Here is a 26202-nt window from a genome sequence, read left to right as displayed (position 1 = left end):
CACGTACTTCGTGTACGCTCCGCTTTCTGCGCGCTGGCCGTAAGCAAACGGCTGCGACACACACGCCCTTTGGAATGATGCGACATATGTCACTGACGCGTTTACTCATCAAAAACTTCCGCAATATTGAAGACGCGGATCTCGCTTTATCCCCCGGTTTTAACTTCCTGGTCGGCGCCAACGGCAGCGGCAAAACCAGCGTACTGGAAGCCATTTATACCCTCGGACACGGGCGGGCGTTCCGCAGTCTGCAAATTGGCCGGGTTATCCGTCACGACCAGCCAGATTTCGTGCTGCATGGCCGGCTGCAGGGCGCAGAGCGTGAAACGGCTGTCGGACTGACCAAAGATCGCCTCGGCGAAAGCAAAGTGCGCATCGACGGCAGCGATGGCCATAAGGTGGCGGACCTGGCGCTGCTGCTGCCAATGCAGCTCATCACCCCGGAGGGGTTTACTTTACTCAATGGCGGCCCCAAATACAGAAGAGCATTCCTTGACTGGGGATGCTTTCACAACGAACCCGGTTTTTTTGCCGCCTGGAGCAACCTGAAACGGCTGATAAAGCAGCGTAATGCCGCCCTGCGTCAGGTATCCCATTACGGCCAGTTGCGGCCCTGGGACCGGGAACTGGCGCCGCTGGCGGAACAAATCAGCCGCTGGCGGGCCGAGTACAGCAGCGCCATTGCCGAAGATATGGCGGACACCTGTGCCCAGTTTCTGCCGGAATTTCGCATCACCTTCTCTTACCAGCGCGGCTGGGAGAAGGAGAGCGACTATGCCGAAGTGCTGGAGCGTCAGTTTGAGCGCGACAGGCAACTGACCTGGACGGCCTACGGCCCGCACAAAGCCGATTTCCGCATCCGCGCCGACGGCGCGCCGGTGGAAGACACGCTGTCCCGCGGCCAGCTTAAACTGCTGATGTGCGCGCTGCGTCTGGCGCAGGGGGAGTTCCTCACTCGCCAGAACGGGCAGCGTTGCCTGTACCTAATAGATGATTTTGCTTCTGAACTGGATGACGCGCGTCGCGGCCTGCTGGCCAGCCGGTTGAAGGCGACGCAGTCACAAGTGTTCGTCAGCGCGATTAGCGCAGAACATGTGATGGATATGGCGGACAAAAATTCGAAGATGTTCGTCGTGGATCAGGGTAAAATAACCGATTAACCCAAGTTTAAATGAGCGAGAAACGTTGATGTCGAATTCTTATGACTCCTCCAGTATCAAAGTCCTGAAAGGGCTGGATGCGGTGCGTAAGCGCCCGGGTATGTATATCGGCGATACGGATGACGGCACCGGTCTGCACCATATGGTATTCGAGGTGGTAGATAACGCTATCGACGAAGCGCTCGCCGGCCACTGTAAGGACATTGTGGTGACCATCCACGCCGACAATTCCGTGTCGGTGCAGGATGATGGCCGCGGCATTCCTACCGGTATTCACCCGGAGGAAGGCGTTTCGGCTGCGGAAGTGATCATGACCGTGCTGCACGCAGGCGGTAAATTCGACGATAACTCCTATAAAGTCTCCGGCGGTCTGCACGGTGTTGGGGTGTCGGTGGTAAACGCCCTGTCCCAGAAGCTGGAACTGGTGATTCATCGCGACAATAAAATCCACCGCCAGATTTACGAACATGGCGTACCGCAGGCGCCGCTGGCGGTTACCGGCGATACCGAAAAAACCGGCACCATGGTGCGTTTCTGGCCCAGCCTGGAAACCTTCACCAATGTGGTCGAGTTTGAATATGAAATCCTTGCCAAGCGCCTGCGCGAGCTGTCGTTCCTTAACTCCGGCGTGTCGATTCGTCTGGTCGACAAGCGCGATGGCAAACAGGATCACTTCCACTACGAAGGCGGTATCAAAGCGTTCGTTGAGTATCTCAACAAGAATAAAAACCCGATCCACCCGAATGTGTTCTATTTCACTTCGGAAAAAGACGGTATCGGCGTGGAAATCGCTCTGCAGTGGAATGACGGTTTCCAGGAAAATATCTACTGCTTTACCAACAATATTCCGCAGCGCGACGGCGGTACTCACCTGGCGGGTTTTCGTGCCGCGATGACGCGTACCCTGAATACCTATATGGATGCCGAAGGCTACAGCAAGAAGGCGAAAATCAGCGCCACCGGCGATGACGCCCGTGAAGGTCTGATTGCCGTGGTATCCGTGAAAGTGCCGGATCCGAAATTCTCCTCGCAGACTAAAGACAAGCTGGTCTCCTCGGAAGTGAAATCCGCAGTGGAATCCCAGATGAACGAACGTCTGGCGGATTACCTGCAGGAGAACCCGTCTGACGCCAAGATTGTGGTGACGAAAATCATCGATGCAGCCCGCGCCCGTGAAGCCGCGCGCCGCGCCCGCGAAATGACGCGCCGTAAAGGGGCGCTGGATCTGGCCGGTCTGCCGGGCAAACTGGCGGATTGCCAGGAGCGCGACCCGGCCCATTCCGAACTCTACCTGGTGGAAGGGGATTCGGCGGGCGGCTCTGCTAAACAGGGGCGTAACCGTAAGAATCAGGCGATTCTGCCGCTGAAGGGTAAGATCCTTAACGTTGAAAAAGCGCGTTTTGACAAGATGCTGGCTTCTCAGGAAGTGGCGACCCTGATCACCGCGCTGGGGTGCGGTATTGGCCGCGATGAGTACAGCCCCGACAAACTGCGCTATCACAGCATCATCATCATGACCGATGCGGACGTCGACGGTTCGCACATCCGTACCCTGCTGTTGACCTTCTTCTATCGTCAGATGCCGGAAATCATTGAGCGCGGTCATGTGTATATCGCTCAGCCGCCGCTCTACAAGGTGAAGAAAGGTAAGCAGGAACAATACATCAAAGACGACGAAGCGATGGATCAGTTCCAGATTTCCATCGCGCTGGATGGCGCGGCCCTGCATACCAACGCCAGTGCGCCGGCACTTTCCGGTGAAGCGCTGGAAAAACTGGTGTCGGAGTTCAACAGCGTTCAGAAGATGGTTAACCGCATGGAGCGCCGCTTCCCGCGCGCGCTGCTCAAAGAGCTGGTCTATCAGCCGACCCTGACGGAACAGAGCCTGTCCGATGAGGCGACCATTACCCGCTGGATTTCCGGCCTGATCGCTATTCTGAACGAAAATGAGCAGCACGGCAGCGTCTGGAAATACGATATCCGCGAAAACCGCGAACTGCAGCAGTTTGAGCCTGTCGTACGGGTGCGGACTCACGGGGTCGATACCGACTATCCGCTGGATCTCGAGTTTGTGGTGGGCGGCGAATATCGCCGTCTGTGCGGCCTGGGTGAAAAACTGCGCGGCCTGATTGAAGAGGGCGCGTTTGTTGAGCGCGGCGAGCGCCGCCAGCCGGTAGCCAGCTTCGAGCAGGCGCTGGACTGGCTGGTGAAAGAGTCGCGCCGCGGTCTGGCCATACAGCGCTATAAAGGGCTGGGAGAAATGAACCCGGATCAGCTGTGGGAAACCACCATGGATCCGGAAAGCCGCCGTATGCTGCGGGTGACCGTGAAGGACGCCATCGCCGCCGATCAGCTGTTCACCACCCTGATGGGGGATGCGGTTGAGCCGCGTCGGGCATTTATTGAAGAGAATGCCCTAAAAGCTGCCAATATCGATATCTGATGTACTACAATTAAAAATAGCGCCGCGCCCGTTGCGCGGCGTTTTTTTTGGTGGAAAATCACGCTAAGGAGTGAATTATGAGCCTTTTTGACCAGGTGGCGGGAATGGTATCCGGAGGGGATGCGGGTAAATACCAGGCTATTTTAAGCTGGATTAATAACCAGGGAGGGATTCAGGCGCTGCTGGAGAAATTCCGTCAGGGAGGCCTGGGTGAGATTGTCGCCTCCTGGCTGAGTAGTAGCGCAACCAATCAGCCGGTTAGCGCCGATCAGGTATCCAGCGCGCTGGGATCGCCGGCGATTGCCGACCTGGCGGGTAAGCTGGGTATTGACGGTCAGGCGGCATCCGCACTGTTGGCGCAATATCTGCCGAAAGTCGTGGACGCCCTGTCCCCGCAGGGGCAGGTTGACGCCAGCGCCGGCAACGACCTGCTGTCGGCGGGGATGAATATCCTGAAAGGAAAATTATTCGGCTAATCCCCCGAGCCTCTTCCGGCATATTGCGGGAGAGGCTTTTCTATTCTGCGACAGCGGCCTGATTGCGCTAATTTCGCGCTATTTTTGTGAGCGGAATCGCGTTAGCATGAGGTAAATCCACGACCTCAGAAGATACCCATGACCATAAAACTGATTGCGATTGATATGGACGGCACCCTGCTGCTGCCGGATCACACAATATCTCCAGCGGTGAAAAACGCGATTGCCGCTGCGCGCGCGCGTGGCGTGACGGTTGTACTGACGACCGGGCGCCCTTTTGCCGGCGTGGAGAGTTACCTCAAAGAGCTGGAGATGGTCAATGACAGTGATTACTGCATTACCTACAACGGCGCGCTGGTCCAGAAAGCCAGCGACGGCAGCACCGTAGCGCAAACTGCGCTGACTTATGACGATTACCGCTATCTGGAAAAACTCTCTCATGAAGTCGGTTCGCATTTTCATGCCCTCGATCGTCATACCCTGTATACCGCCAACCGCGACATCAGCTATTACACGGTGCATGAATCCTATGTCGCCACCATTCCGCTGGTGTTCTGCGAAGCAGAGAAAATGGACCCGGCGACGCAGTTCCTGAAAGTGATGATGATCGATGAACCAGCGATTCTCGATCGCGCTATCGCCCGCATTCCGCCAGAGGTGAAAGAGAAGTACACCGTGCTGAAAAGCGCGCCCTACTTCCTGGAAATCCTCGATAAACGCGTCAATAAAGGCACAGGGGTGAAATCGCTGGCGGACGCCCTGAATATTGAGGCGCATGAAGTGATGGCGATTGGCGATCAGGAAAATGATATTGCCATGCTGCAGTACGCCGGCGTTGGGGTGGCGATGGGGAATGCCATTGATTCCGTTAAACAAGCCGCGGACTTTATCACTGCCAGCAACCTTGAAGATGGCGTTGCGCAGGCGATCAATCAATTTGCCCTGAACTAAACCTGTCTCTTTTCCCGCATAACCCGCCGTCTGTGGCGGGTTTTTTATTCCTTATTCCGGCTTCCGCCAGCATTCTGGTTATCAATTGTGTTTTTTGTGATCTAAATTGTAGTACAACATTATTATATAGTACTACTATGTGTGCGTGGTAGAGAGAGGTTAACCGGCACTGGTAGTACAAAAATGAGGATAAATACGTCGGTCGGAGTAAAGTAAGGGAGTGCAAAGCCATAAGGACATTTCCATGACCATTACGAAAACCGATCGCATTATCGTCACGCTGGGCCAGCAAATCGTTAGCGGTAAATATGTACCCGGCGCCGCGCTGCCGGCGGAAACGGAGCTGTGTGAGGAGTTCGAAACCTCGCGCAACATTATTCGCGAAGTGTTCCGCTCGCTGGTGGCGAAGCGGTTGATTGAAATGAAGCGCTATCGCGGCGCGTTTGTGGCGCCGCGTAACCAGTGGAACTACCTCGATACCGACGTTTTGCAGTGGGTGCTGGAAAACGACTATGACCCGCGGCTGATCGCCGCCATGAGCGAGGTGCGCAACCTGGTGGAGCCGGCGATAGCCCGCTGGGCCGCGGAACGCGCCACCTCCGGCGAACTGGCACAGATAGAGGCAGCGCTCAACGATATGGTGGCCAATAACCAGGATCGCGACGCGTTTAACGAAGCGGATATTCGCTACCACGAAGCGGTGCTGGCATCGGTGCATAACCCGGTGCTGCAGCAGCTCAGCGTGGCGATTAGCTCGCTACAGCGTGCGGTTTTTGAACGAACCTGGATGGGCGATGAGGCCAACATGCCGAAAACGCTCCAGGAACATAAAGCGCTGTTCGATGCGATACGGCATCAGGATGGCAATGCGGCAGAGCAGGCGGCGCTTACCATGATCGCCAGCTCGACACGAAGGTTAAAGGAAATCACATGACATCTCGCTACATCGCAATTGACTGGGGATCGACCAATCTGCGCGCCTGGCTTTATCAGGGCGAGCAGTGCCTGGAAAGCAGGCAATCAGAGGCAGGCGTTACGCGTCTGAATGGGAAATCCCCCGAAGCGGTGTTAGCGGAAGTCACACAACACTGGCGCGAAGGCGCCACGCCGGTGGTGATGGCGGGAATGGTTGGCAGTAATGTGGGCTGGAAGGTCGCCCCTTACCTCCCGGTTCCCGCCTTTTTTTCGACGATTGGCGAACAGTTGACGTCCGTTGGCGACAATATCTGGATTGTTCCCGGATTATGCGTTTCGCGCGACGATAACCACAATGTGATGCGCGGGGAAGAAACACAACTGCTCGGCGCACGCACCCTTTCTCCTTCTTCTCTCTATGTTATGCCCGGCACCCATTGCAAATGGGTACTGGCCGACAGCGCGCAAATCCTCGATTTTCGTACCGTGATGACCGGCGAACTGCACCACTTGCTGTTAAATCATTCACTGGTGGGCGCGGGGCTACCGCCGCAGGAGAGTGCGCCTGACGCGTTTGCCGCTGGGCTTGAGCGTGGACTTAACGCTCCCGCTGTTTTGCCGCAACTCTTTGAAGTTCGCGCCTCGCACGTGCTGGGAACGCTTCCCCGCGAGCAGGTTAGCGAGTTTCTCTCCGGTCTGCTGATTGGCGCGGAAGTCGCCAGTATGCGCGAATACATGGCTCAGCAGCAGACCGTCACTATCGTCGCGGGCTTTTCACTGTCGTCGCGTTATCAACAGGCGTTTCACGCTGTTGGTCAGAATACGGACGTAGTGAGTGGCGATACGGCATTTCAGGCAGGTATAAGGAGCATCGCTCATGCAGTGGCAAACTAAACTCCCGCTGATCGCAATTCTGCGCGGCATCACGCCCGATGAGGCATTAGCGCACGTTGGCGCGGTGATTGACGCCGGTTTCGACGCGGTTGAGATCCCGCTTAACTCTCCACAATGGGAAAAAAGTATTCCGGCAATTGTGGACGCATACGGCGATAAAGCCTTGATTGGCGCAGGTACGGTTCTGCAACCTGAGCAGGTTGATACGCTCGCGAAGATGGGGTGTCGGCTTATTGTGACGCCAAATATTCATTCTGAAGTGATTCGCCGCGCAGTGGGGTATGGCATGACCGTCTGTCCTGGCTGCGCAACGGCGACGGAAGCCTTTACTGCCCTCGATGCCGGCGCGCAGGCGCTGAAAATATTCCCGTCATCGGCCTTCGGCCCGGCGTACATCAGCGCGCTGAAAGCGGTACTCCCACCGGATGTACCGGTCTTTGCCGTCGGCGGCGTAACGCCAGAAAACCTGGAACAATGGATCAACGCAGGATGCGCAGGGGCCGGGCTGGGTAGCGATCTCTATCGCGCCGGACAATCCGTGGAGCGCACCGTGCAGCAGGCAGCAGCATTTGTTAAGGCATATCGAGAGGCAGTGAAATGAAAATAACCAAAATCACCACGTACCGTTTACCCCCACGCTGGATGTTCCTCAAAATCGAGACTGATGAAGGTGTTGTGGGCTGGGGCGAACCGGTTATTGAAGGGCGCGCCCGCACGGTAGAAGCCGCCGTGCACGAGCTGGGGGACTATCTGATTGGTCAGGATCCTTCACGTATCAATGACCTGTGGCAGGTAATGTACCGCGCGGGTTTTTATCGTGGCGGCCCGATCCTGATGAGCGCCATTGCCGGGATTGACCAGGCGCTATGGGACATCAAAGGTAAAGTGTTGAATGCTCCGGTCTGGCAACTGATGGGCGGTCTGGTACGCGACAAAATCAAAGCCTACAGCTGGGTGGGCGGTGATCGTCCGGCAGATGTGATCGACGGCATTAAGACCTTGCGCGAGATTGGCTTTGATACCTTCAAACTGAACGGCTGTGAAGAGCTGGGGCTGATTGATAACTCCCGCGCGGTGGATGCCGCAGTGAACACGGTGGCGCAAATCCGCGAAGCCTTTGGCAACCAGATCGAGTTTGGTCTCGATTTCCATGGCCGCGTGAGCGCGCCGATGGCGAAAGTGCTGATTAAAGAACTGGAACCGTATCGTCCGCTGTTCATTGAAGAACCGGTACTGGCTGAACAGGCTGAGTACTACCCGAAACTGGCGGCGCAAACCCATCTTCCGATTGCGGCGGGCGAACGCATGTTCTCGCGTTTCGAGTTTAAACGCGTGCTGGAAGCGGGCGGAATTGCCATCCTGCAACCCGATTTATCCCATGCGGGCGGTATCACCGAATGCTACAAAATTGCCGGCATGGCAGAAGCGTATGACGTGGCGCTGGCGCCACACTGTCCGCTCGGCCCGATTGCGTTGGCAGCCTGTCTGCACGTTGATTTTGTCTCCTACAACGCGGTGTTCCAGGAGCAGAGTATGGGCATTCACTATAACAAGGGCGCGGAATTGCTCGACTTTGTGAAAAACAAAGAGGATTTCAGCATGGAAGGCGGCTTCTTTAAACCGCTGATGAAACCGGGACTTGGCGTGGAGATCGACGAAGCGAAGGTCATTGAATTCAGCAAAAGTGCGCCGGACTGGCGTAACCCACTCTGGCGTCATGAAGACGGTTCCGTAGCGGAATGGTAAATGCGCGTCATACTTCGCGCTGGTGATGTGTTGGCTGCGCTTTCTTACCCCGGTCACATACTTTTGTATGCTCCCGGGGATGCGAAAACTTGCCGCCTTTCCCCAGCACGAATTATTTAGCGCATTCCGGTTACGTTTTTAATTAAAAAAATCAAATACACCCTCTGTAAATTACCGGGCATGGTGAGCGGCCTCGCTGTGCCCAAAATCTGGAGACAGATTACGATGGATATTCCAGTTACTACTGCAAAACCGGGGCGTCGCCGTTATCTGACGCTGATAATGATCTTCATTACCGTAGTGATTTGTTATGTCGACCGCGCCAACCTTGCGGTGGCGTCGGCGCATATTCAGGAAGAGTTCGGCATCACCAAAGCGGAAATGGGCTACGTCTTCTCGGCGTTTGCCTGGCTGTATACGTTGTGTCAAATCCCGGGCGGCTGGTTCCTTGACCGCGTGGGTTCACGCCTGACCTATTTCATCGCCATTCTCGGCTGGTCTGTGGCAACGCTGTTCCAGGGGTTTGCGACCGGGTTGATGTCGCTGATTGGTTTGCGCGCCATTACCGGGATTTTCGAAGCCCCGGCGTTCCCGACCAACAACCGGATGGTGACAAGCTGGTTCCCGGAGCATGAACGCGCCTCTGCCGTTGGGTTCTACACCTCTGGCCAGTTTGTCGGTCTGGCGTTCCTGACCCCGCTGCTCATCTGGATCCAGGAGTTGCTGAGCTGGCACTGGGTGTTCATCGTGACTGGCGGTATCGGCATTATCTGGTCACTGATCTGGTTTAAGGTTTATCAGCCGCCGCGCCTGACCAAAAGCATTACCCAGGCGGAGCTGGAATATATCCGTGAAGGCGGTGGTCTGGTGGATGGCGATGCGCCAGTGAAAAAAGCGGATCGCAAACCGCTCACCGGCGCTGACTGGAAGCTGGTGTTCCACCGCAAACTGATGGGCGTTTATCTGGGGCAGTTTGCTGTCACTTCCACACTGTGGTTCTTCCTGACCTGGTTCCCGAATTATTTAACCCAGGAGAAAGGCATTACCGCGCTGAAAGCGGGATTCATGACCACGGTACCTTTCCTGGCGGCGTTTGTTGGCGTACTGCTTTCCGGCTGGCTGGCGGATAAACTGGTGAAAAAAGGGTTTTCGCTGGGGGCGGCGCGTAAAACCCCGATCATCTGCGGGCTGCTGATTTCCACCTGTATCATGGGCGCCAACTACACCAACGATCCGGTGTGGATTATGACCCTGATGGCGCTGGCCTTTTTCGGTAACGGATTTGCCTCTATTACCTGGTCTCTGGTGTCGTCGCTGGCGCCGATGCGCCTGATTGGTCTCACCGGCGGAGTCTTTAACTTTGTCGGCGGGCTGGGCGGCATCACCGTACCGCTGGTCATTGGCTACCTCGCGCAGGACTACGGTTTTGGCCCGGCGCTGGTCTATATCTCCGTGGTGGCGTTGATTGGCGCACTCTCCTACATTCTGCTGGTCGGCGATGTAAAACGGGTAGGCTAAATACCTGGCTTGCTATACCCTGAGGCGATATTTTCGCTTCAGGGTATAACGTGATGAAACAGCTCACTTTTGCTTCCCGCCACCACCAGTTAACCAATATTAACGCCTGGACCCCCGATAGCCGCTGGCTGGCGTTTGATGTGCGGCCATCGGGCGCCTCGTTTACCGGTGAGACCATTGAGCGGGTAAATGTCGACACCGGCGAGGTGCAGGTGATCTATCGGGCCGGCCACGGTGCCTGTGTGGGGGTGGTGACGGTAAATCCCTGCCCGCCGGAACGCTATGTCTTTATCCACGGCCCGGAAAATCCTGATGCCGGCTGGCGCTATGACTTTCATCACCGCCGCGGCGTGGTAGTGGAAAACGGCGTGGCCGCTAATCTGGACGCCATGGATATTACGCCGCCCTTTACCCCCGGAGCGCTGCGCGGCGGCAGTCATGTTCATGTCTGGAGCCCGGACGGTCAGTGGCTGAGTTTTACCTATAACGACCATGTCATGCATGAGCGCTGTCCGGCGCTGGACCTGCGCAATGTCGGTGTGGCGTTACCCTGCGGACCGGTCATTCCGCCGTGCCGCCACCCCAGGGAATATGCCGGCAGCCACTGGTGTGCGCTGGTTAGCCGCACCACGCCGCAGCCGGCGGCCGGCAGCGATGAAATCAACCGCGCTTACGAAGAGGGTTGGATCGGTAACGCGGGCTACACGCGGGCCGACGGTAGTCGGCAGCGCCGGGCGCTGGCGTTTATCGGCGATACCTTATCGCTGAGCGGGGAGAAAGTGCCGGAGCTGTTTATCGTCGATTTACCGGATGATGAGCAAGCCTGGAAGCGAGCCGGCGAAACGCCTGTGCAGGGAACCTGTACAGCGCTACCGGCGCCGCCGCAGGGCGTGATGCAGCGGCGACTGACGTTTACCCACGCGCGGCGTTATCCGGGGCTGGTAAATACTCCCCGCCACTGGGTGCGCAGTAATCCACAGGGATCGCAAATTGCGTTTCTGATGAAGGACGACGCCGGCGTTGTGCAATTGTGGCTGATTGCGCCGGACGGCGGAGAACCGCGTCAACTGACCTACGGTCCTCCGGGAGTACAGTCGGCGTTTAACTGGCACCCGTCAGGAGAGGCGCTGGGTTTTGTGCAGGCTAATCGACTGGTGCTGTGCGATGCTCACAGCGGCGCGATTACGCCGCTAACTCAGGGTACCGGAGAACCCTCGGCAGACGCCGTGGTGTTCTCCCCGGATGGCAGACATATCGCCTGGATGCAGGACGTGGGTGGATTTCGCCAGCTGTTTATGGCCAGTACCGGCGAGTGATCAGGGCTGCGGGTCAGCGGGAGGAAGCGCGGCATCGGTCTGCTGGCTTTTCTGTTCGCTGGCCTCGACCCGGGCTTTGACGGATTTGTCGGTACGGAAGGCGTCCCACGGCAGCAGGACAGTGTCCATAATGGCGGTGAACGGCATATCCAGTACCACCAGCGGTTTCAGTCCCCAACTGGTTTCATCATTGGTCAGCATATCGTAGCTGGCGCGGGTGCCCGGATAATAGCCCGGTTTGCCCCCGGTATGGGTCATGACGCTGGAACAACCGCACAGCGCCAGAACGCCGCAGCTCATCAAAATATGGTGTAAGTAGCTCTTCATCATCAACTCATTCACTATTGTGGTGCTGCGTTCAGCTACTTTGAGTTATAGCATCCCTGGCCGTGATAAATAGCGCCGAGTGCCTGCTCTGTGGCGGCGTTCGCAGATTGTTAATTTCTTCCCTGATATGAGGCGGTATCCATAATTGCGCGAATGTCGGCGCAGACCTTTGCGGCTCAGTGCCAGGTTATGGAACACAATCTAGTCTAAGCAAAGAAACGTAAACCGCCAGAAAATTGATCCCGCCAGGCTTGAAATTCGGAAGAAGATAACCATCTATAGGGTGTAACCGAACAGGAACTTGCCGTCAGGGAGTTCCGGCGTTTCTTAGCCTGTCCTGGTGGAAGGCTGTATTAATCTCGCTGATTTCAGGAGTATTGTTATGCGTATCGATCTTTCCCCGCTGTACCGTTCCGCTATTGGTTTCGACCGTCTGTTTAGTCTGCTGGAAAACAATCAAACACAAAGCAACGGCGGCTATCCTCCGTACAACGTCGAACTGGTGGACGAACACCATTACCGCATTGCCATTGCCGTCGCCGGGTTTGCTGAAAGCGAACTGGAGATCACCGCTCAGGACAACCTGCTGGTGGTAAAAGGCTCTCACGCCGCCGAGCAGAAAGAGCGGACTTATCTCTACCAGGGTATCGCCGAGCGCAACTTCGAGCGTAAGTTCCAGTTGGCTGAAAACATCCATGTTCGCGGCGCGAAACTGGTTAACGGTCTGCTGTACGTTGACCTGGAGCGGGTGATGCCGGAAACCATTAAGCCACGCCGTATCGAAATTAACTGATTTGTGTGGGCCGCCAGCGGCGGCTCGCGTTGATGGCCCGCCGCCTGTCGGGGGCCGATGCCAGTTCGCATGCTGGCAGGTATAGACTCGCTTCTCAGAAGGAGAAAACATGATGCGTAACTATGATTTATCCCCGCTGCTGCGTCAGTGGATCGGTTTTGACAAACTGGCTAACGCGCTGCAAAGCTCCCCGGAAAGTCAGGGTTTCCCGCCGTACAATATTGAAAAAAGCGATGACAACCATTATCGCATTACGCTGGCGCTGGCCGGTTTCCGCCAGGAAGATCTGGATATCGAACTGGAAGGGACGCGCCTGAGTGTAAAAGGCACGCCGCAAAAACCGGAAACTGAGCCGAAGTGGCTCCACCAGGGGCTGGTCACTCAACCGTTTAGCCTGAGCTTTACGCTGGCCGAGCATATGGAGGTCTCCGGCGCCTCTTTCACCAACGGTCTGTTGCATATCGACCTGGTGCGTAATGTTCCGGAAGCGATTGCCCCGCAGCGTATCGCGATTAGCGAGCGTCCGGCGCTGAACAGCTAATCGAATCGTGTTTTATCACCCGGGCCCCTTTATGGGGCCTTTTTGCGTTTTTAATCCTCTCTGGCGGCGCCTGCCGCATCGGCGGGTTAATGCTTTCAGCTCCCGGGGGACTCATCCGCCACTTTTGTGCGCCAGGGCGCGGTTAACGCCTGGCGGCTCTGACAAAATCCATAATAACAATATCGTTATTCAGGGATGTCGTCATGAGTGGGATAGCGTTAACCGTCAGCGTACTGGCGCTGGTTGCCGTGGTTGGGCTGTGGATTGGTAGCATCAAAATTCGTGGGGTGGGATTCGGTATCGGCGGCGTGCTGTTCGGCGGCATTATTGTCGGCCACTTTGTCGATCAGGCCGGGATAACGCTGAGCGGCGATATGCTGCATGTCATCCAGGAATTTGGCCTGATTCTGTTCGTTTATACCATCGGGATTCAGGTCGGGCCGGGTTTTTTCTCCTCGTTGCGGGTGTCCGGTTTGCGGCTGAATTTGTTCGCTGTGCTCATTGTGGTGCTGGGCGGGGCGGTAACCGCGGTTCTTCATAAGCTGTTTGATATCCCGCTGCCGGTGGTGCTGGGTATTTTCTCCGGCGCGGTGACCAACACCCCGGCGCTGGGGGCCGGGCAACAAATCCTCACCGATCTTGGTACCCCCGGCGCGCTGGTGGATCAGATGGGGATGAGCTACGCCATGGCCTACCCGTTCGGTATTTGCGGGATTCTGCTGACCATGTGGTTTATCCGTTTCGCTTTTCGCATTAATGTCGACAGCGAAGCGAAGGATTATGAGGTTACCAGCGGCAGTCATCATGCTCAGTTGCACACCATCAATATCCGGGTGGAAAACCCGAACCTCAACCATATGGCGATTCAGGATGTACCGATCCTGAATAGCGATCACATCATCTGCTCGCGCCTGAAACGTGAAGAGCTGTTGATGGTACCGTCACCCACCACCGTCATTCAGACCGGGGATTTGCTGCACCTGGTGGGGGCGGAAAAGGATCTGCATGAAGCGCAACTGGTAATTGGTAAAGAGGTGGAGACCTCGCTGTCCACTCGCGGTACCCTGCTGAAGGTAGAGCGGGTGGTGGTAACCAATGAGAAGGTGCTGGGGCAGAAAATCCGCGATCTGCGCCTTAAGCAGCGTTATGACGTGGTGATCTCGCGCCTGAATCGCGCCGGGGTTGAGCTGGTGGCCAGTAGCAATGCCAGCCTGCAGTTTGGCGATATCCTCAATCTGGTCGGGCGGCCGGAGTCCATTGACGCGGTTGCCGCCGAGGTAGGCAACGCCCAGCAAAAATTGCAGCAGGTGCAGATGCTGCCGGTGTTTATCGGTATCGGTCTGGGGGTGTTGCTGGGATCTATCCCGCTGTTTATTCCCGGTTTTCCGGTGGCGCTGCGCCTCGGGCTGGCCGGCGGGCCGCTGATTATGGCGCTGATTCTGGGGCGTATCGGCAGTATCGGTAAGCTGTACTGGTTTATGCCCCCGAGTGCGAACCTGGCGCTGCGTGAGCTGGGGATTGTGCTGTTCCTCGCCGTCGTGGGGCTGAAATCCGGCGGCGACTTCGTGGATACACTGATCGCCGGCGATGGGGTGACCTGGATAGGGTATGGCATTCTGATCACCGCGATACCGCTGCTGTGTACCGCGCTACTGGCCCGGGTGGTGGCGAAAATGAACTATCTGACCCTGTGTGGGATGCTGGCCGGCTCAATGACCGATCCGCCGGCGCTGGCTTTTGCCAACGGACTGCACGCCACCAGCGGCGCGGCGGCGCTCTCTTATGCCACGGTATATCCGCTGGTGATGTTCCTGCGCATTATTACGCCGCAGCTGCTGGCCGTGCTGTTCTGGGGCATGGGATAGGTTTTTCTACGAAGAGAAAGGAGCCTGCGCTGGCCGCTGGTGTACGCGGACAAAACCCAAAAACAGTGTTTTTGGGTTTTGTTGTTTTGCGGGGTACAGCGAACCCGGTTTTTCTTTTCTGGCGCACGGACCTGAAACCGACATCTGGTTGGGGCGATTTCTGCGGTTAATCCGTTTTGTGCCGCGGCATACGGCGCAGATGGTAATCCACCTGATATTCACTGGCATCCCGGAACATCACCGAGTAATTCAGGAAAACCCCTTCGTCGCTGTAAGAGAGTGATGTAATGCGCAGAATCGGCGTACCTTCAGCGATATTCAGGATCGCCGCCGTTTGCCGGTCAGCCAGTACTGGCGTCAGGGTTTCATAATTTCCGCTGATGGTGATGTGGCACTCTTCCTCGATGTAGGTGAATTTAGACCCTTCTATATGGGCCAGAGAAAGATTGCGAAACAGTTTAACCGGCATATAGCTGTCTTCCAGCATCAGCGGTTTACCATCGATAAACCGTATCCGGCGTGAATAATAGATGCGCTCGTCCGTTTTAATCCGCAACTGACTGGCGATGGCTGGCGGCGCCGGAATCACTTCAAAATTCAGCACTTCACTGGTCACCACTTTCCCGTGATCGCGCATGACTTCCACTAACCCGGTGAGGTTGGAGGTTTCATGATGGATATCTTTTTTCGCCACATACGTCCCGCTACCGTGGCGCCGGATGACCAGCCCCCAGCTCACCAGCAAATCAGTGGCCTTTCTGATAGTCATCCGTGAAACCCCGAACTCCCGGGCCAGCGCTTTTTCACCGGGTAACGGGCTGCCGATGGGGTAATCTGCGGAATTGAGCCTCAGGCGTAACCTGTCGGCGATAGATTTATAGATCACCTGTAGACCTCTTTCGCGGCGTTTTCGGACCCGAATGATGGCCCGTTTCCCCTCTGTTTCTGTTGAAAATAAAGCTATTTCTGACTACAGACAGTGAATTTTCGTAGCCGGTTTTTCAACAGATCTAAAAATATCTCAAAAAGTAGACAACATAGGGCAAATAAAAACCATGAAAAGGATCACGAATTGCAACGCCGGAGCAGGCCAGGCGATCGGCAGATTCTTATGCTCATATTCGACCAGAGAAAATAAAAAATAAGGTCATTCCTGAATGTTGGTTATATGAGGATGTGAAAATGCTCAGTCAAATACAACGATTTGGTGGTGCAATGTTTACCCCGGTATTACTTTTTCCGTTTGCCGGTATTGTGGTTGGTATTGCTATTATGTTACGCAATCCATTATTTGTCGGCGAAGCATTAACGGCGCCGGACAGTCTTTTTGCGCAAATAGTTTACATAATTGAAGAGGGTGGTTGGACGGTATTTCGTAATATGCCGCTAATCTTTGCCGTAGGCTTGCCGATTGGGCTGGCGAAGCAGGCGCCAGGCCGGGCGTGTCTGGCGGTGCTGATGAGTTTTTTAACCTGGAACTATTTTATTCATGCCATGGGGGTCACCTGGGGGACGTTTTTTGGCGTTGACTTTGCTCAGGACCCTGGCGCCGGTAGCGGGTTAACGCTAATTGCCGGTATAAAAACGCTGGATACCAGCATTATTGGCGCCATTGTTATTTCCGGGCTGGTGACAGCTATTCATAATCGTTATTTTGAAAAACAGCTTCCGGTATTTTTGGGGATATTTCAGGGGAGCGCATTTGTCGTCATAATTGCTTTTCTGGTGATGATTCCCTGTGCCTGGCTGACGCTGCTGGGCTGGCCGAAAGTGCAAATGGGTATTGAATCTCTGCAGGCGTTTTTGCGTGGTGCAGGGGCGCTGGGCGTCTGGATATACACCTTTCTGGAACGCATTCTAATCCCAACCGGCTTGCATCACTTTGTCTATGGCCCGTTTATTTTTGGCCCGGCGGCGGTGGAAGGAGGGATCCAGGTGTACTGGGCAGAACACTTACAGGCGTTCAGTCAGAGTACCGAATCGCTGAAGACGCTGTTCCCGGAGGGGGGCTTCGCTTTGCATGGTAACAGCAAGGTGTTTGGCTCTGTCGGGATTGCCCTGGCGTTATGGTACACCGCCGCGCCGGAAAACCGCGTCAAAGTGGCGGGTCTGCTGGTGCCGGCGACGCTGACCGCCGTACTGGTGGGGATCACGGAGCCGCTGGAGTTTACCTTCCTGTTTATCTCGCCGCTGCTGTTCGCCGTTCATGCGCTGTTGGCCGCGACTATGGCCACGGTGATGTATCTCTGCGGCGTGGTGGGAAACATGGGCGGCGGTCTGCTGGATCAGTTTCTGCCGCAAAACTGGATACCGATGTTCCATAACCATGCGTCAATGATTTTTACCCAGATAGGTATCGGGCTGTCTTTTACCGCTATCTATTTTGCGGTGTTTCAGACTCTGATTGTACGTCTGAATCTGAATACCCCGGGGCGGGAAGCGAGCGAAATCAAGCTCTACAGTAAAGCCGACTATCAGGCTGCCCGCCAGCAAACCAGCGCGGCAGCGCAGGAAAACCAGCAGGGGCAGGCCGCCGGGCTCCTCAGCGCACTGGGCGGCGCGCAAAATATTCTCAGCATCAACAATTGTGCGACCCGCCTGCGCATCGCGCTGCGCGAGATGGCGCAAACCCAAAGCGACGATGTCTTTAAAGCCCTGGGCGCCCACGGTGTGGTGCGGCGCGGCAACGGTATCCAGGTCATCGTCGGTCTACACGTGCCACAGGTACGCGACCAGCTTGAAACCCTTATGAAGCACGCTTCATCCAGCGACAACACATCCATGACGGAGGCAGTATCATGAAGAAATTTTCCGTAGTCATTGCCGGCGGCGGCAGCACATTTACACCGGGTATCGTTTTGATGTTATTGCAGAATCAGCATCGTTTCCCACTGCGGGCGATTAAGTTCTACGATAATGACGGCGCCCGCCAGGAAGTCATTGCCGAAGCCTGTAAAATCGTTCTGCGCGAACAGGCGCCGGAAATTGACTTCAGTTACACCACCGATCCGCAAATCGCCTTCAGCGATGTGGACTTTGTCATGGCCCATATTCGGGTAGGGAAATACCCGATGCGGGAACAGGATGAAAAAATCCCATTGCGCCACGGGGTTTTGGGCCAGGAGACTTGCGGTCCCGGCGGCATCGCCTACGGTATGCGTTCGATAGGCGGCGTGCTGGAACTGGTGGACTATATGGAAAAATACTCCCCCGATGCCTGGATGCTGAACTATTCCAATCCGGCGGCTATTGTGGCGGAAGCGACGCGCCGTCTGCGACCGAATGCCAAAATCCTCAATATTTGCGATATGCCGATTGGTATTGAAGGCCGTATGGCGCAGATTGTCGGTCTGCAGGACCGCAAGCAGATGCGGGTGCGTTACTATGGTCTGAACCACTTTGGCTGGTGGACTTCTATCGAAGATCTGGATGGCAACGATCTGATGCCGAAACTACGTGAATATGTGGCGAAATTCGGCTATGTACCGCCTTCCCGGGATAATCACACCGAGGCCAGCTGGAACGATACTTTCGCGAAAGCGAAAGATGTCCAGGCACTGGATCCGGATACCATGCCGAATACCTATCTGAAATACTATCTGTTCCCGGACTATGTTGTGGCGCATTCGAATCCACAGCACACCCGCGCCAATGAGGTGATGGAGCACCGGGAAAAGCAGGTGTTCAGCGCCTGTCGGGCAATTGTCGCTGCCGGGAACTCATCCGCCGGTGAGCTGGAAATCGACGAACATGCGTCCTACATTGTCGATCTGGCGACGGCTATCGCCTTCAATACCCAGGAACGAATGCTGCTGATTGTGCCGAACAACGGGGCGATTAATAATTTTGACCCGGAGGCGATGGTGGAGATTCCGTGTCTGGTCGGCAAAAATGGGCCGGAACCGCTGGTGGTCGGCGATATTCCCCAGTTCCAGAAAGGATTGATGAGCCAGCAGGTCGCGGTGGAGAAACTGGTGGTGGATGCGTGGGTACAGCGCTCTTATCTGAAGCTGTGGCAGGCGATAACGCTGTCGAAAACCGTACCGAGCGCGTCGGTGGCGAAAGCGATTCTTGACGACCTGGTTGAGGCTAACCGGGCATACTGGCCACAATTACATTAATGATGCGGGCCGACGTCGCCAGGCGTCGGCTAGATTGTTTCCTTTTTATCCGCTCTCCCGGGTAATCTATTACTCATCCTGTTACGCTTTCCTGCAACATTGAGGGCATTGACGCCAGCCGCGGGTGGCGGGTGGATGTGTCTATAGCGCGCGATTATGATACCGCTATGGTCAATATTGCGGGATCGTGGCAGGCCGTCTCGCCCTGTGGCGTGGGGAATGGATAAGGAGAACACATGAAAATATCTCAGGTTGGCGAGGCGCCGGACTACCGTTTTTCACTGGCCAATGAGCGGACCTTCCTTGCCTGGATCCGCACCGCGCTCGGGTTTTTGGCGGCAGGTGTCGCGCTGGATCAACTGGCGCCGGACCTGGCGACGCCACTGGTGCGGGAGGTGGTGGCGTTATTGCTGTGCCTGTTTGCCGGTGCGCTGGCTGTCTGGGGATATTTACGCTGGCTGCTGAATGAGAAAGCGATGCGTCTTAAGCAGGATCTTCCCTATACCCGCAGCCTGAAGGTGGTGAGCGCCATTATGGCACTGGCTGCTGTCGCGGTGATCGTGATGGTGCTGTATGGCGGATAGCCGAAAAGCGCGCCGCATGGCCGATCCCGGGCTACAGCCGGAGCGTACCGCGCTGGCCTGGTGGCGTACTCTGCTGGGCTACGGGGCGCTTTTAGCCCTGGCGCTTCGTCACAGCTGGTATCAGGCGGGTGCGTTGTTCTGGCTGTCGCTGGCGATCATTTTTCTGGTGGCGGGTATCCTCTGGTATTACGCCCACCAGCGTAATTTGATGAATATCGCCATCAGCGATTTTGCCAAACCGCAGACCGTACGCGCCAAATTGCTGATCGCGCTGGCGGTACTGGGGCTGGGGCTGATGTTTGCCGCCGCTCATCTGCGTCAGGTGATTTTGCTCAGTGGGATGACGTTATGAACGACGGTGATGGGGGAAACGTTATCTGCCATGCGGCGGCCGGGCATTGGCGTGTTCATGCATAACGAGAGTGATACCGGGACGGGCGGTGTGACCCGCCCCGGCATTGCGGTTTAGCGGCGTCTTTTCTCCAGGTACTGCGCCATCTCTTGCGGCGGTACCATGCCGCCCCCGGTGGCCCACACCAGATGAGTGGAATTTTTCATTTGCTGAGCAGTCAACAGGTGCATTTGCTGCCAGGCGCCGTCTGCACATACCCGCTGCGGCCCTGCCATGCCCGCCAGTGCCGACGGTTCAAGACGGATGTTTTCCGCTTCGTCGAGCCAGCCGAGCAGATCGTACATGGTCTGATCGTCCAGGGTGTAGCAACCGTCAATCAGCCGCTCCATCGCGCGGCCTACAAAGCCGGAGGCGCGTCCGACGGCCAGGCCGTCAGCGGCGGTTAAATTGTCGATACCGATATCCTGAACTGAAATGGCGTCATGTAATCCGCTGCTCATGCCCAGCAGCATACAGGGGGAGTGCGTCGGTTCCGCGAACAGACAGTGGACATCATCGCCAAAAGCCATCTTCAGACCGAATGCCACGCCGCCCGGGCCGCCCCCGACACCGCAGGGCAGGTAGACGAACAGCGGATGGTCACGGTCTACCACCACGCCCTGCTGCTGGAACTGGGCTTTGAGACGCTCGCCGGCCACCGAATAACCAAGAAACAGGGTGCGGGAATTTTCATCGTCGATGAAGAAGCAGCGGCTATCTCCCTGTGCCGCCTTACGGCCCTGCGCGACAGCCACGCCGTAGTCCTGCTCATATTCCACCACGTCAACGCCGTGTTCGCGCAGTTTCGCCTTCTTCCAGGCTCTGGCATCCGCGGACATGTGTACCGTGACGTGGAAACCGAGACGGGCGCTCATGATGCCGATGGACAGGCCGAGGTTGCCGGTAGAGCCGACGGCGATGCGGTATTGGCTGAAAAATGCCCGGAATTTCGCGCCAGACAGTTTACTGTAGTCATCGTCCGGGCTGAGTAACCCGGCTTGCGTCGCCAGTTTTTCGGCGTGGGTTAGTACTTCATAAATCCCGCCCCGGGCTTTGATGGAGCCGGAAACCGGCAGATGGCTATCTTTCTTCAACCACAGTTTCCCGGCGATCGGCTGGCCATAGCGCTGCTCAAGGACGCTGTGCATCGCCGGGATGGCTACCAGCGGAGATTCGATAATGCCGGCGCTGGCGGCGGTTTCCGGGAATGCCCCGGCCAGGTAAGGCGCAAAACGTTGCAGGCGGCGGCTGGCGTCGGCAATATCCTCAGCGTCGAGGCCGACATATGGCAGCCCGGCTTCCAGCGACGTCACCCCGGGGTTAAACCAGATGGTCTCTTTCAATTCCACCAGGTCGCCGATGACCGGACAGCGGTTAATCAGCGCGGTGATTTCAGTTCTGGTCATAGCGGATCTCTTTGCGCCCGCATGACAAGGCAAAACGGACACAGCGTGAAGCGATGAAAATGGTCGTGATATAGTACCTGAAAGTTTTATACAACATAGCGTTGGCCGTTCCGCTATTCCTGTATGCTGAATCGGGTTGTGTATATACTCAGAGGGGTTGTCTGGCCGGCGGACGCCAGTGGTTCCGGCGGTGAAAATCTCCCTTTCCTTGACGGGCAGGACCGATGCTTTGAAGCGCTTTTTTGCTATCGCCACTTTCTTGTTTAGCGCGGCCGTTGTCGCGGCGCCACCTGTTGCAGCGCCGCCGCCGGCTACTCAGCAGTATATCCGACAACTGGGGGTCGGAATGGTGGTCGACTGGGCGCGTACCGAACAGGGCATTCGCGAATTCGATCCGCTGGTGGTGCGTGATTTCAGTCAGCGCGGGATTCATCATGTGCGTATTCGGGTGGCCGGCGCCGCAACGGAGCAGCATTTGCTGCATCTGCGCAAAATCGTTGAGGCCTGTGAGCAGTACGGCGTTATCCCGATCATTTCCTACCAGGCGGAGGCTTTCCGCAACGATCCGAGTCTGGAAAACGCCCGGGGGGTGGTGGCATGGTGGCGAACGGTGACTGGCTATTTTGCCGGCGTCAGCCCGCAACTGGGGTTCGATGTGATTTTCGAACCTGGCGATAAATTTAACCGTAACCCGGCGCCACTGAACCGGCTCTACGATCAGGTCCTGAAGGCAATACACACCATCAGCCCGCAGCGGGTGGTATTTATCGCACCGCATCTGCGCGCCGCGCCGGAAGCCCTCGCCAGTCTGAAGTGGCCGTTTCACAACAATGGCGTCACGCTGGCGGAATGGCATATTTTTCCCTGGGGACCGGTGAAAAGTAACGGCAAATATCCGTGGACTACCGGTACCCTTCTGGAAAGAGCATCGATCCGCGCCCGTATTCACGCCGCCCTGCGCTGGCAGCAGAAAACCGGGCTTTACAGTTGGCTGGGGGCCTGGTCCGCCGGTGAAATCGCCCGTAACGCGTCGCTGAAAAATCCGGTCGCGTTTGCAACATTTATGGCCTGCGAGCTGCAGAAAGCGCGTATCCCGTATGCCATTAATCCGGATACCTGGTTTTATGACGGCGAGGAAGGGAACTGGCGTACCCGGATGCAGCCGTTACTGGATGCGATGATAAAACCGGACTGTTCGACATTTAAAAACGCGCAGCCCGACGTTAAGCCGGGCCGTAGCGGGTAGAGCACCGTCGTTCAGCGACTTAAACATTAAACCATCTGACTGTGGTGGCGCAGGCGCTGGCGGTACGCCAGCGGCAACCAGCACAGCAGAATCATCAGCCCCATCGCTGTCATCAGCATGCCAATACTGAACTGCCCGGTCTGGGGCAGCAGGGCGGAAAACCACGCCAGCGCGCCGGACCCCATATTCTGCAGGCCGCCGATCAGCGCTCCGGCAGTACCGGCCAGAAACGGGAAAGGCTCCATGGCGCCGCTGGTGGCCAGCGGGAACAGCATCCCGGCGCCGAAGAAAAACAGCGCTGCCGGGACCAGCAGGGTCCAGATATTGATAATGCCGAACCAGCCCGGTAACCACATCAGTATCCCCGCCGCCAGGCAACACCAAACCGCTTGCCACATCAGAGAGGAAAACCGTTTCCCTGGCCTGCCGGCAAACCAGGCGCCAAAGAATGCCGCCGGGATTGGCAGAATAAACAGAATGCTGACCACCATACTGTTCAGCCCGAGAACCCCGCCCATCAGCACGCCGGAGCTGGCTTCAAACACGGCAATTCCGGCCAGTCCGCCAATCAGCATCAGCAGATAACAGCTGAACGCCATGTTGCCAAACAGGGCGCGGTAGCTGGCAAGCAGCCGCTGGCGCGGCGCCTCGGCCGGTCGGGTCTCCGGCATCCAGTGCAACATACTCCAGCTTACGCCGGCGCACAGCGCCAGCAGAAAAGCGTAGCAGGCGCGCCAGCCCCACAGGGTATCCAGCGCTCCGCCGATCAACGGCGCCAGCAGTGGGCTAACCAGAATGCCCATATTTAACAGGCTGTTGGCATGGCGCAGCGCCTGGCCCTGATACAAATCTCGCGGCATGGTGCGCGCCATAACGCCCGCGACGCCGGTTCCCATCCCCTGCAGGGCGCTGGCGGCGATTAACACCGACAAATGGTGAGTAAACAGTGCGGGCAGGGTGGCCAGCATAAATACCGTCATGCCAAAAAGGATCACCGGCCGGCGGCCAATGCGGTCAGAGATTGGACCATAAAAGAGCTGGGAAACGCCGTAGGTCAGCAGATAAGCGGCCATGATGCTCTGCACCGCGCCTTCGCGAACGCCGAGATCCCGGGACATTCCCGCCAGCGACGGAATATAAATGGTCTGCGCCATCTGCCCCACGGCGACGAGCAGAATGAGCATCAGCATAATGTGATGATGAGTGAGCTTTCTCATTATGATTCTGGATAAATGACAGGTCTGCAGGTGATATTCATTCAGAATATGATTCTGCATGAATGATAAATTTGAGGTGAATCTACCACGATAAAAGTGAAAATCCAGTGATGGTGCGATTCTGGCGCAGTCAGAGGCGGCAAGAGATGTAAACCCGCAGTGGCAATAATTATTGCCAGAACGACCCGTTGTGCCCGTGGGGATATGCGGGGTGGGGATAATCCGCGCTCAGGCGAGGCGTAAAATAATCGCCCCCAGCGCGATGCCGATAGCGGCGAACAGCCGCTGCCGGGTCGCGGTTTCCTTCAGCACGACGACTGCTATCAGCGCGCCAAACAGAATCGAGGTTTCCCGCAACGCGGCGACAACCGCCAGCGGCGCCTGGGTCATCGCCCACAGCGCCAGGCCATAGGAGAGCAGAGTGCCCACGCCCCCGGCCAGCCCCTGCGGCCAGTATTTCACCGCGTAATGGACCATGCGCTGGCGCTGAAAGCTCAGGGCCCACAGCCACAGACACAGGCCGTTGAGCAGAAACGTCCAGAGGGTGTAACCCAGCGCCGTACCGGACAGACGAACCCCTGTTCCGTCGATGAGCGTATAGGCGGCGATCATGCCAGCGTTAAGCAGCGCCATCCATACCCCTTTACCGGGCCGGGTATGGCGGGTAATCGCCATCAGTAAAATGGAGCAGCAAATGACCGCGATCCCTGCCGCTGCGCTCAGGGTGAGACTTTCGCCGAGAAATGTCGCCCCGACAATAGCGACGATCAGCGGCGCGGTGCCGCGCATAATCGGGTAGGTCTGACTCATATCGCTGACCTGGTAGGTTTTTGCCAGCAATACGCAATAAATGGCCTGGATCAGGCAGGATGCGCCGAGGTATGGGAAACTGGCGGCCGCCGGCTGGGGTGAAAACGGCAGTGCGGCGACAGCGATTAGCGCCGCAAAGCCATTCAGGGCGATTGCCGCCAGCAATTTATCAGGGCTGGCTTTCACAATGGCGTTCCAGGTGGCGTGCAAAAGCGCGGCGAACAGTAAAACAGCAAAAACGGTCAATGTCATGATCTGAATCCAGTCCCGGGAATATGCAGCAAGCACCCTTTTACAGGGTTCTATTAATAACACTCGCGTCACAAAAATGTAAGCATCAGAAAAAACGCTGAAAACGGTACAAAAACCGTCATGGGGCTGGTAAAAGCAGGCCTCCCGGTAGCACTGTCACTATCGATTATTGGGAATTTGGAAGTGGTATTATATATTATGTGAATTTATCTTTAATAAAGATCTGAGAATTAGTGGTTTGTTGATTAATTTATCGATTGAATTATCCGGTATTTATTTGACGCTGATAATAATATAAGTGTAATCCTAAATGATAATTATTATTTGTTATTTACATTGTATGGCGGCTTTATGTGATATATTTTTGGAAGTTGTTAATAGGATTTTATTAATTTTTTGATAATAATGGATGGTTTGTATTTTAAATTTTTGAATTGTTTTCGGGGATTCATCCGTTTTGTTGAGTGATAGAATGTCGGGAAATTTCGCCTGGATGGTGTGGAAATTAACCTGAACAATAAAGGTTATTGTTCCTGATTGTATTCAATCTATTAACTCTTTGATTTTTAAAGGAAGGTGCAAGGGAGTAAAGGATTATGGTGTTGTATGTACTGGGTGATGATGCGTACTTTATGCAGGGGGTGCGTGCTTACTTTTCTCAGAATAATATTACAGTTTATACGTTTGATGCATACTGTAAAAATGTGATTAATCAATGCTCGCGGCTGACGCAGAAAGATTTACTGCTTATTGCAATTGAAGATTATGCATTAATGCGGCGGTTATTTAATGCATTAGATTTACAAAATAAGTCTTTTTTATTTATTTTTGATATTCAATCTAATTATCTTAACTCTCTGCGCTGTGGCTATCTTTCTAAAAAACTTCCGGTAAGAATATTATTTGATGGCATTTGTTATTATAAAGTAGCACGTCATTCGCTGGATAAAATCGCCATGACGGAAAAAGAAATCTCGCTGGTAAAAATATTGCTGGAACAGGAAAACACCTTACAAATCGCCAGCGACCTGCGGGTATCGGATAAAGCGATTTACGCCAGGAAAGTGGCGCTGTTGAAAAAAATGGGGCTGCGTGAGCTTAATGCCCGGGGATTATTACTGTGTGAATCACTCACCGCCTGGCGCGACGATCCCTGCGGCCTGCAAGCGGAAATGGCGTGAAATGCCGCCTCGTGACGTGTTGCAGAGGTTTGCGCCTCTGTGCGCGCAG

At 55.8% G+C, this 26202-nt stretch carries 24 protein-coding genes; 19 read left to right on the top strand and 5 right to left on the bottom strand.

Going from position 1 to position 26202, the window contains the following annotated elements:
- Positions 1 to 86 precede the first annotated feature (86 nt).
- From recF to AQ981_RS05265, 10 genes are all read left to right on the top strand, one after another.
- Entirely contained in the window at positions 87 to 1160 is a 1074-nt protein-coding gene (recF, locus tag AQ981_RS05310; protein WP_058910703.1) for a DNA replication/repair protein RecF, read from the top strand.
- A 28-nt stretch (positions 1161 to 1188) separates the two neighbouring features.
- A complete protein-coding gene (gene gyrB, locus AQ981_RS05305; RefSeq protein ID WP_058910702.1) occupies positions 1189 to 3603 on the top strand; it encodes a DNA topoisomerase (ATP-hydrolyzing) subunit B in 2415 nt (804 codons plus the stop codon).
- Positions 3604 to 3680: 77 nt separating this feature from the next.
- Positions 3681 to 4079, top strand: coding sequence for a YidB family protein (locus AQ981_RS05300; RefSeq protein ID WP_058910701.1), 399 nt, complete (start codon positions 3681 to 3683; stop codon positions 4077 to 4079).
- A 138-nt stretch (positions 4080 to 4217) separates the two neighbouring features.
- The gene (yidA, locus tag AQ981_RS05295; RefSeq protein WP_058910700.1) at positions 4218 to 5030 is read left to right on the top strand and encodes a sugar-phosphatase; all 813 of its coding nucleotides are present in this window, start codon (positions 4218 to 4220) and stop codon (positions 5028 to 5030) included.
- 244 nt (positions 5031 to 5274) lie between these two features.
- Positions 5275 to 5964, top strand: a complete 690-nt coding sequence (gene dgoR / locus AQ981_RS05290) for a D-galactonate utilization transcriptional regulator DgoR (protein ID WP_058910699.1) — start codon at positions 5275 to 5277, stop codon at positions 5962 to 5964.
- A complete protein-coding gene (locus tag AQ981_RS05285) occupies positions 5961 to 6839 on the top strand; it encodes a 2-dehydro-3-deoxygalactonokinase (protein WP_058910698.1) in 879 nt (292 codons plus the stop codon). The genes dgoR and AQ981_RS05285 overlap by 4 nt, the downstream gene beginning before the upstream one ends.
- Positions 6823 to 7440: a 2-dehydro-3-deoxy-6-phosphogalactonate aldolase gene (locus AQ981_RS05280; RefSeq protein WP_058910697.1), complete on the top strand. Its 618-nt coding sequence runs from the start codon at positions 6823 to 6825 to the stop codon at positions 7438 to 7440. The genes AQ981_RS05285 and AQ981_RS05280 overlap by 17 nt, the downstream gene beginning before the upstream one ends.
- Positions 7437 to 8585, top strand: coding sequence for a galactonate dehydratase (gene dgoD, locus AQ981_RS05275; RefSeq protein ID WP_058910696.1), 1149 nt, complete (start codon positions 7437 to 7439; stop codon positions 8583 to 8585). Before AQ981_RS05280 ends, dgoD begins: the two co-directional genes overlap by 4 nt.
- Before the next feature lie 180 nt (positions 8586 to 8765).
- Entirely contained in the window at positions 8766 to 10103 is a 1338-nt protein-coding gene (locus AQ981_RS05270) for an MFS transporter (RefSeq protein WP_121500616.1), read from the top strand.
- Between the two features lie 53 nt (positions 10104 to 10156).
- Positions 10157 to 11419 (top strand): YidR family protein, encoded by a 1263-nt coding sequence (locus tag AQ981_RS05265; protein WP_058910694.1) that lies wholly within the window; start codon positions 10157 to 10159, stop codon positions 11417 to 11419.
- Here AQ981_RS05265 and AQ981_RS05260 read toward each other — a convergent pair whose 3' ends face one another.
- Complete coding sequence (locus tag AQ981_RS05260) at positions 11420 to 11749, bottom strand: YceK/YidQ family lipoprotein (RefSeq protein ID WP_058910693.1); 330 nt, start codon at positions 11747 to 11749, stop codon at positions 11420 to 11422. It abuts the gene before it with no gap.
- A 379-nt stretch (positions 11750 to 12128) separates the two neighbouring features.
- Between AQ981_RS05260 and ibpA the strand changes: the two genes are divergently transcribed.
- The 3 genes from ibpA to AQ981_RS05245 all read left to right on the top strand — a co-directional run bounded on the left by ibpA (position 12129) and on the right by AQ981_RS05245 (position 14945).
- On the top strand, positions 12129 to 12539 hold the full coding sequence (gene ibpA / locus AQ981_RS05255; protein WP_058910692.1) for a small heat shock chaperone IbpA: 411 nt from the start codon (positions 12129 to 12131) through the stop codon (positions 12537 to 12539).
- Positions 12540 to 12651: 112 nt separating this feature from the next.
- A complete protein-coding gene (gene ibpB, locus AQ981_RS05250; RefSeq protein ID WP_058910772.1) occupies positions 12652 to 13080 on the top strand; it encodes a small heat shock chaperone IbpB in 429 nt (142 codons plus the stop codon).
- 203 nt (positions 13081 to 13283) lie between these two features.
- Positions 13284 to 14945, top strand: coding sequence for a putative transporter (locus tag AQ981_RS05245; RefSeq protein ID WP_058910691.1), 1662 nt, complete (start codon positions 13284 to 13286; stop codon positions 14943 to 14945).
- Between the two features lie 166 nt (positions 14946 to 15111).
- On the opposite strand, the gene AQ981_RS05240 is transcribed toward AQ981_RS05245, so the two are convergent.
- A complete protein-coding gene (locus AQ981_RS05240) occupies positions 15112 to 15831 on the bottom strand; it encodes a GntR family transcriptional regulator (RefSeq protein ID WP_058910690.1) in 720 nt (239 codons plus the stop codon).
- A 296-nt stretch (positions 15832 to 16127) separates the two neighbouring features.
- On the opposite strand from AQ981_RS05240, the gene AQ981_RS05235 reads away from it, so the two are divergent.
- The 4 genes from AQ981_RS05235 to AQ981_RS05220 all read left to right on the top strand — a co-directional run bounded on the left by AQ981_RS05235 (position 16128) and on the right by AQ981_RS05220 (position 20002).
- Positions 16128 to 17747, top strand: coding sequence for an alpha-glucoside-specific PTS transporter subunit IIBC (locus AQ981_RS05235; RefSeq protein ID WP_058910689.1), 1620 nt, complete (start codon positions 16128 to 16130; stop codon positions 17745 to 17747).
- Positions 17744 to 19066, top strand: a complete 1323-nt coding sequence (locus AQ981_RS05230; protein ID WP_058910688.1) for a 6-phospho-alpha-glucosidase — start codon at positions 17744 to 17746, stop codon at positions 19064 to 19066. The genes AQ981_RS05235 and AQ981_RS05230 overlap by 4 nt, the downstream gene beginning before the upstream one ends.
- Positions 19067 to 19302: 236 nt before the next feature.
- The gene (locus AQ981_RS05225; RefSeq protein WP_058910687.1) at positions 19303 to 19650 is read left to right on the top strand and encodes a YidH family protein; all 348 of its coding nucleotides are present in this window, start codon (positions 19303 to 19305) and stop codon (positions 19648 to 19650) included.
- Complete coding sequence (locus AQ981_RS05220) at positions 19640 to 20002, top strand: DUF202 domain-containing protein (protein WP_058910686.1); 363 nt, start codon at positions 19640 to 19642, stop codon at positions 20000 to 20002. Before AQ981_RS05225 ends, AQ981_RS05220 begins: the two co-directional genes overlap by 11 nt.
- A gap of 113 nt (positions 20003 to 20115) precedes the next feature.
- Here the strand turns inward: AQ981_RS05220 and dsdA are convergent, their stop codons facing one another.
- Positions 20116 to 21447 (bottom strand): D-serine ammonia-lyase, encoded by a 1332-nt coding sequence (dsdA, locus tag AQ981_RS05215; RefSeq protein WP_058910685.1) that lies wholly within the window; start codon positions 21445 to 21447, stop codon positions 20116 to 20118.
- 229 nt (positions 21448 to 21676) lie between these two features.
- Here dsdA and AQ981_RS05210 point away from each other — a divergent pair, with 229 nt between their 5' ends.
- Positions 21677 to 22693: a cellulase family glycosylhydrolase gene (locus AQ981_RS05210; RefSeq protein WP_249226268.1), complete on the top strand. Its 1017-nt coding sequence runs from the start codon at positions 21677 to 21679 to the stop codon at positions 22691 to 22693.
- A gap of 26 nt (positions 22694 to 22719) precedes the next feature.
- Here the strand turns inward: AQ981_RS05210 and emrD are convergent, their stop codons facing one another.
- Both emrD and AQ981_RS05200 read right to left on the bottom strand, forming a co-directional pair.
- The gene (emrD, locus tag AQ981_RS05205; RefSeq protein WP_058910684.1) at positions 22720 to 23910 is read right to left on the bottom strand and encodes a multidrug efflux MFS transporter EmrD; all 1191 of its coding nucleotides are present in this window, start codon (positions 23908 to 23910) and stop codon (positions 22720 to 22722) included.
- Between the two features lie 228 nt (positions 23911 to 24138).
- Entirely contained in the window at positions 24139 to 24972 is an 834-nt protein-coding gene (locus tag AQ981_RS05200; protein ID WP_058910683.1) for a DMT family transporter, read from the bottom strand.
- A gap of 596 nt (positions 24973 to 25568) precedes the next feature.
- On the opposite strand from AQ981_RS05200, the gene AQ981_RS05195 reads away from it, so the two are divergent.
- Positions 25569 to 26153, top strand: coding sequence for a hypothetical protein (locus AQ981_RS05195; protein ID WP_058910682.1), 585 nt, complete (start codon positions 25569 to 25571; stop codon positions 26151 to 26153).
- Positions 26154 to 26202 lie beyond the last annotated feature (49 nt).

Source organism: Entomohabitans teleogrylli (assembly GCF_001484765.1).
In the GTDB taxonomy this organism is placed as follows: domain Bacteria; phylum Pseudomonadota; class Gammaproteobacteria; order Enterobacterales; family Enterobacteriaceae; genus Entomohabitans; species Entomohabitans teleogrylli.
Note: the sequence above shows the minus strand (reverse complement) of the source record. Positions and strands in the feature narration are given on the sequence as shown.

Bases quoted from the DNA above. Each gene is read 5' to 3' on its own strand.
- recF (WP_058910703.1), top strand. From the start codon at position 87: ATGTCACTGACGCGTTTACTCATCAAAAACTTCCGCAATATTGAAGAC.
- gyrB (WP_058910702.1), top strand. From the start codon at position 1,189: ATGTCGAATTCTTATGACTCCTCCAGTATCAAAGTCCTGAAAGGGCTG.
- AQ981_RS05300 (WP_058910701.1), top strand. From the start codon at position 3,681: ATGAGCCTTTTTGACCAGGTGGCGGGAATGGTATCCGGAGGGGATGCG.
- yidA (WP_058910700.1), top strand. From the start codon at position 4,218: ATGACCATAAAACTGATTGCGATTGATATGGACGGCACCCTGCTGCTG.
- dgoR (WP_058910699.1), top strand. From the start codon at position 5,275: ATGACCATTACGAAAACCGATCGCATTATCGTCACGCTGGGCCAGCAA.
- AQ981_RS05285 (WP_058910698.1), top strand. From the start codon at position 5,961: ATGACATCTCGCTACATCGCAATTGACTGGGGATCGACCAATCTGCGC.
- AQ981_RS05280 (WP_058910697.1), top strand. From the start codon at position 6,823: ATGCAGTGGCAAACTAAACTCCCGCTGATCGCAATTCTGCGCGGCATC.
- dgoD (WP_058910696.1), top strand. From the start codon at position 7,437: ATGAAAATAACCAAAATCACCACGTACCGTTTACCCCCACGCTGGATG.
- AQ981_RS05270 (WP_121500616.1), top strand. From the start codon at position 8,766: ATGGTGAGCGGCCTCGCTGTGCCCAAAATCTGGAGACAGATTACGATG.
- AQ981_RS05265 (WP_058910694.1), top strand. From the start codon at position 10,157: ATGAAACAGCTCACTTTTGCTTCCCGCCACCACCAGTTAACCAATATT.
- AQ981_RS05260 (WP_058910693.1), bottom strand. From the start codon at position 11,749: ATGATGAAGAGCTACTTACACCATATTTTGATGAGCTGCGGCGTTCTG.
- ibpA (WP_058910692.1), top strand. From the start codon at position 12,129: ATGCGTATCGATCTTTCCCCGCTGTACCGTTCCGCTATTGGTTTCGAC.
- ibpB (WP_058910772.1), top strand. From the start codon at position 12,652: ATGCGTAACTATGATTTATCCCCGCTGCTGCGTCAGTGGATCGGTTTT.
- AQ981_RS05245 (WP_058910691.1), top strand. From the start codon at position 13,284: ATGAGTGGGATAGCGTTAACCGTCAGCGTACTGGCGCTGGTTGCCGTG.
- AQ981_RS05235 (WP_058910689.1), top strand. From the start codon at position 16,128: ATGCTCAGTCAAATACAACGATTTGGTGGTGCAATGTTTACCCCGGTA.
- AQ981_RS05230 (WP_058910688.1), top strand. From the start codon at position 17,744: ATGAAGAAATTTTCCGTAGTCATTGCCGGCGGCGGCAGCACATTTACA.
- AQ981_RS05225 (WP_058910687.1), top strand. From the start codon at position 19,303: ATGAAAATATCTCAGGTTGGCGAGGCGCCGGACTACCGTTTTTCACTG.
- AQ981_RS05220 (WP_058910686.1), top strand. From the start codon at position 19,640: ATGGCGGATAGCCGAAAAGCGCGCCGCATGGCCGATCCCGGGCTACAG.
- dsdA (WP_058910685.1), bottom strand. From the start codon at position 21,447: ATGACCAGAACTGAAATCACCGCGCTGATTAACCGCTGTCCGGTCATC.
- emrD (WP_058910684.1), bottom strand. From the start codon at position 23,910: ATGAGAAAGCTCACTCATCATCACATTATGCTGATGCTCATTCTGCTC.
- AQ981_RS05200 (WP_058910683.1), bottom strand. From the start codon at position 24,972: ATGACATTGACCGTTTTTGCTGTTTTACTGTTCGCCGCGCTTTTGCAC.
- AQ981_RS05195 (WP_058910682.1), top strand. From the start codon at position 25,569: ATGGTGTTGTATGTACTGGGTGATGATGCGTACTTTATGCAGGGGGTG.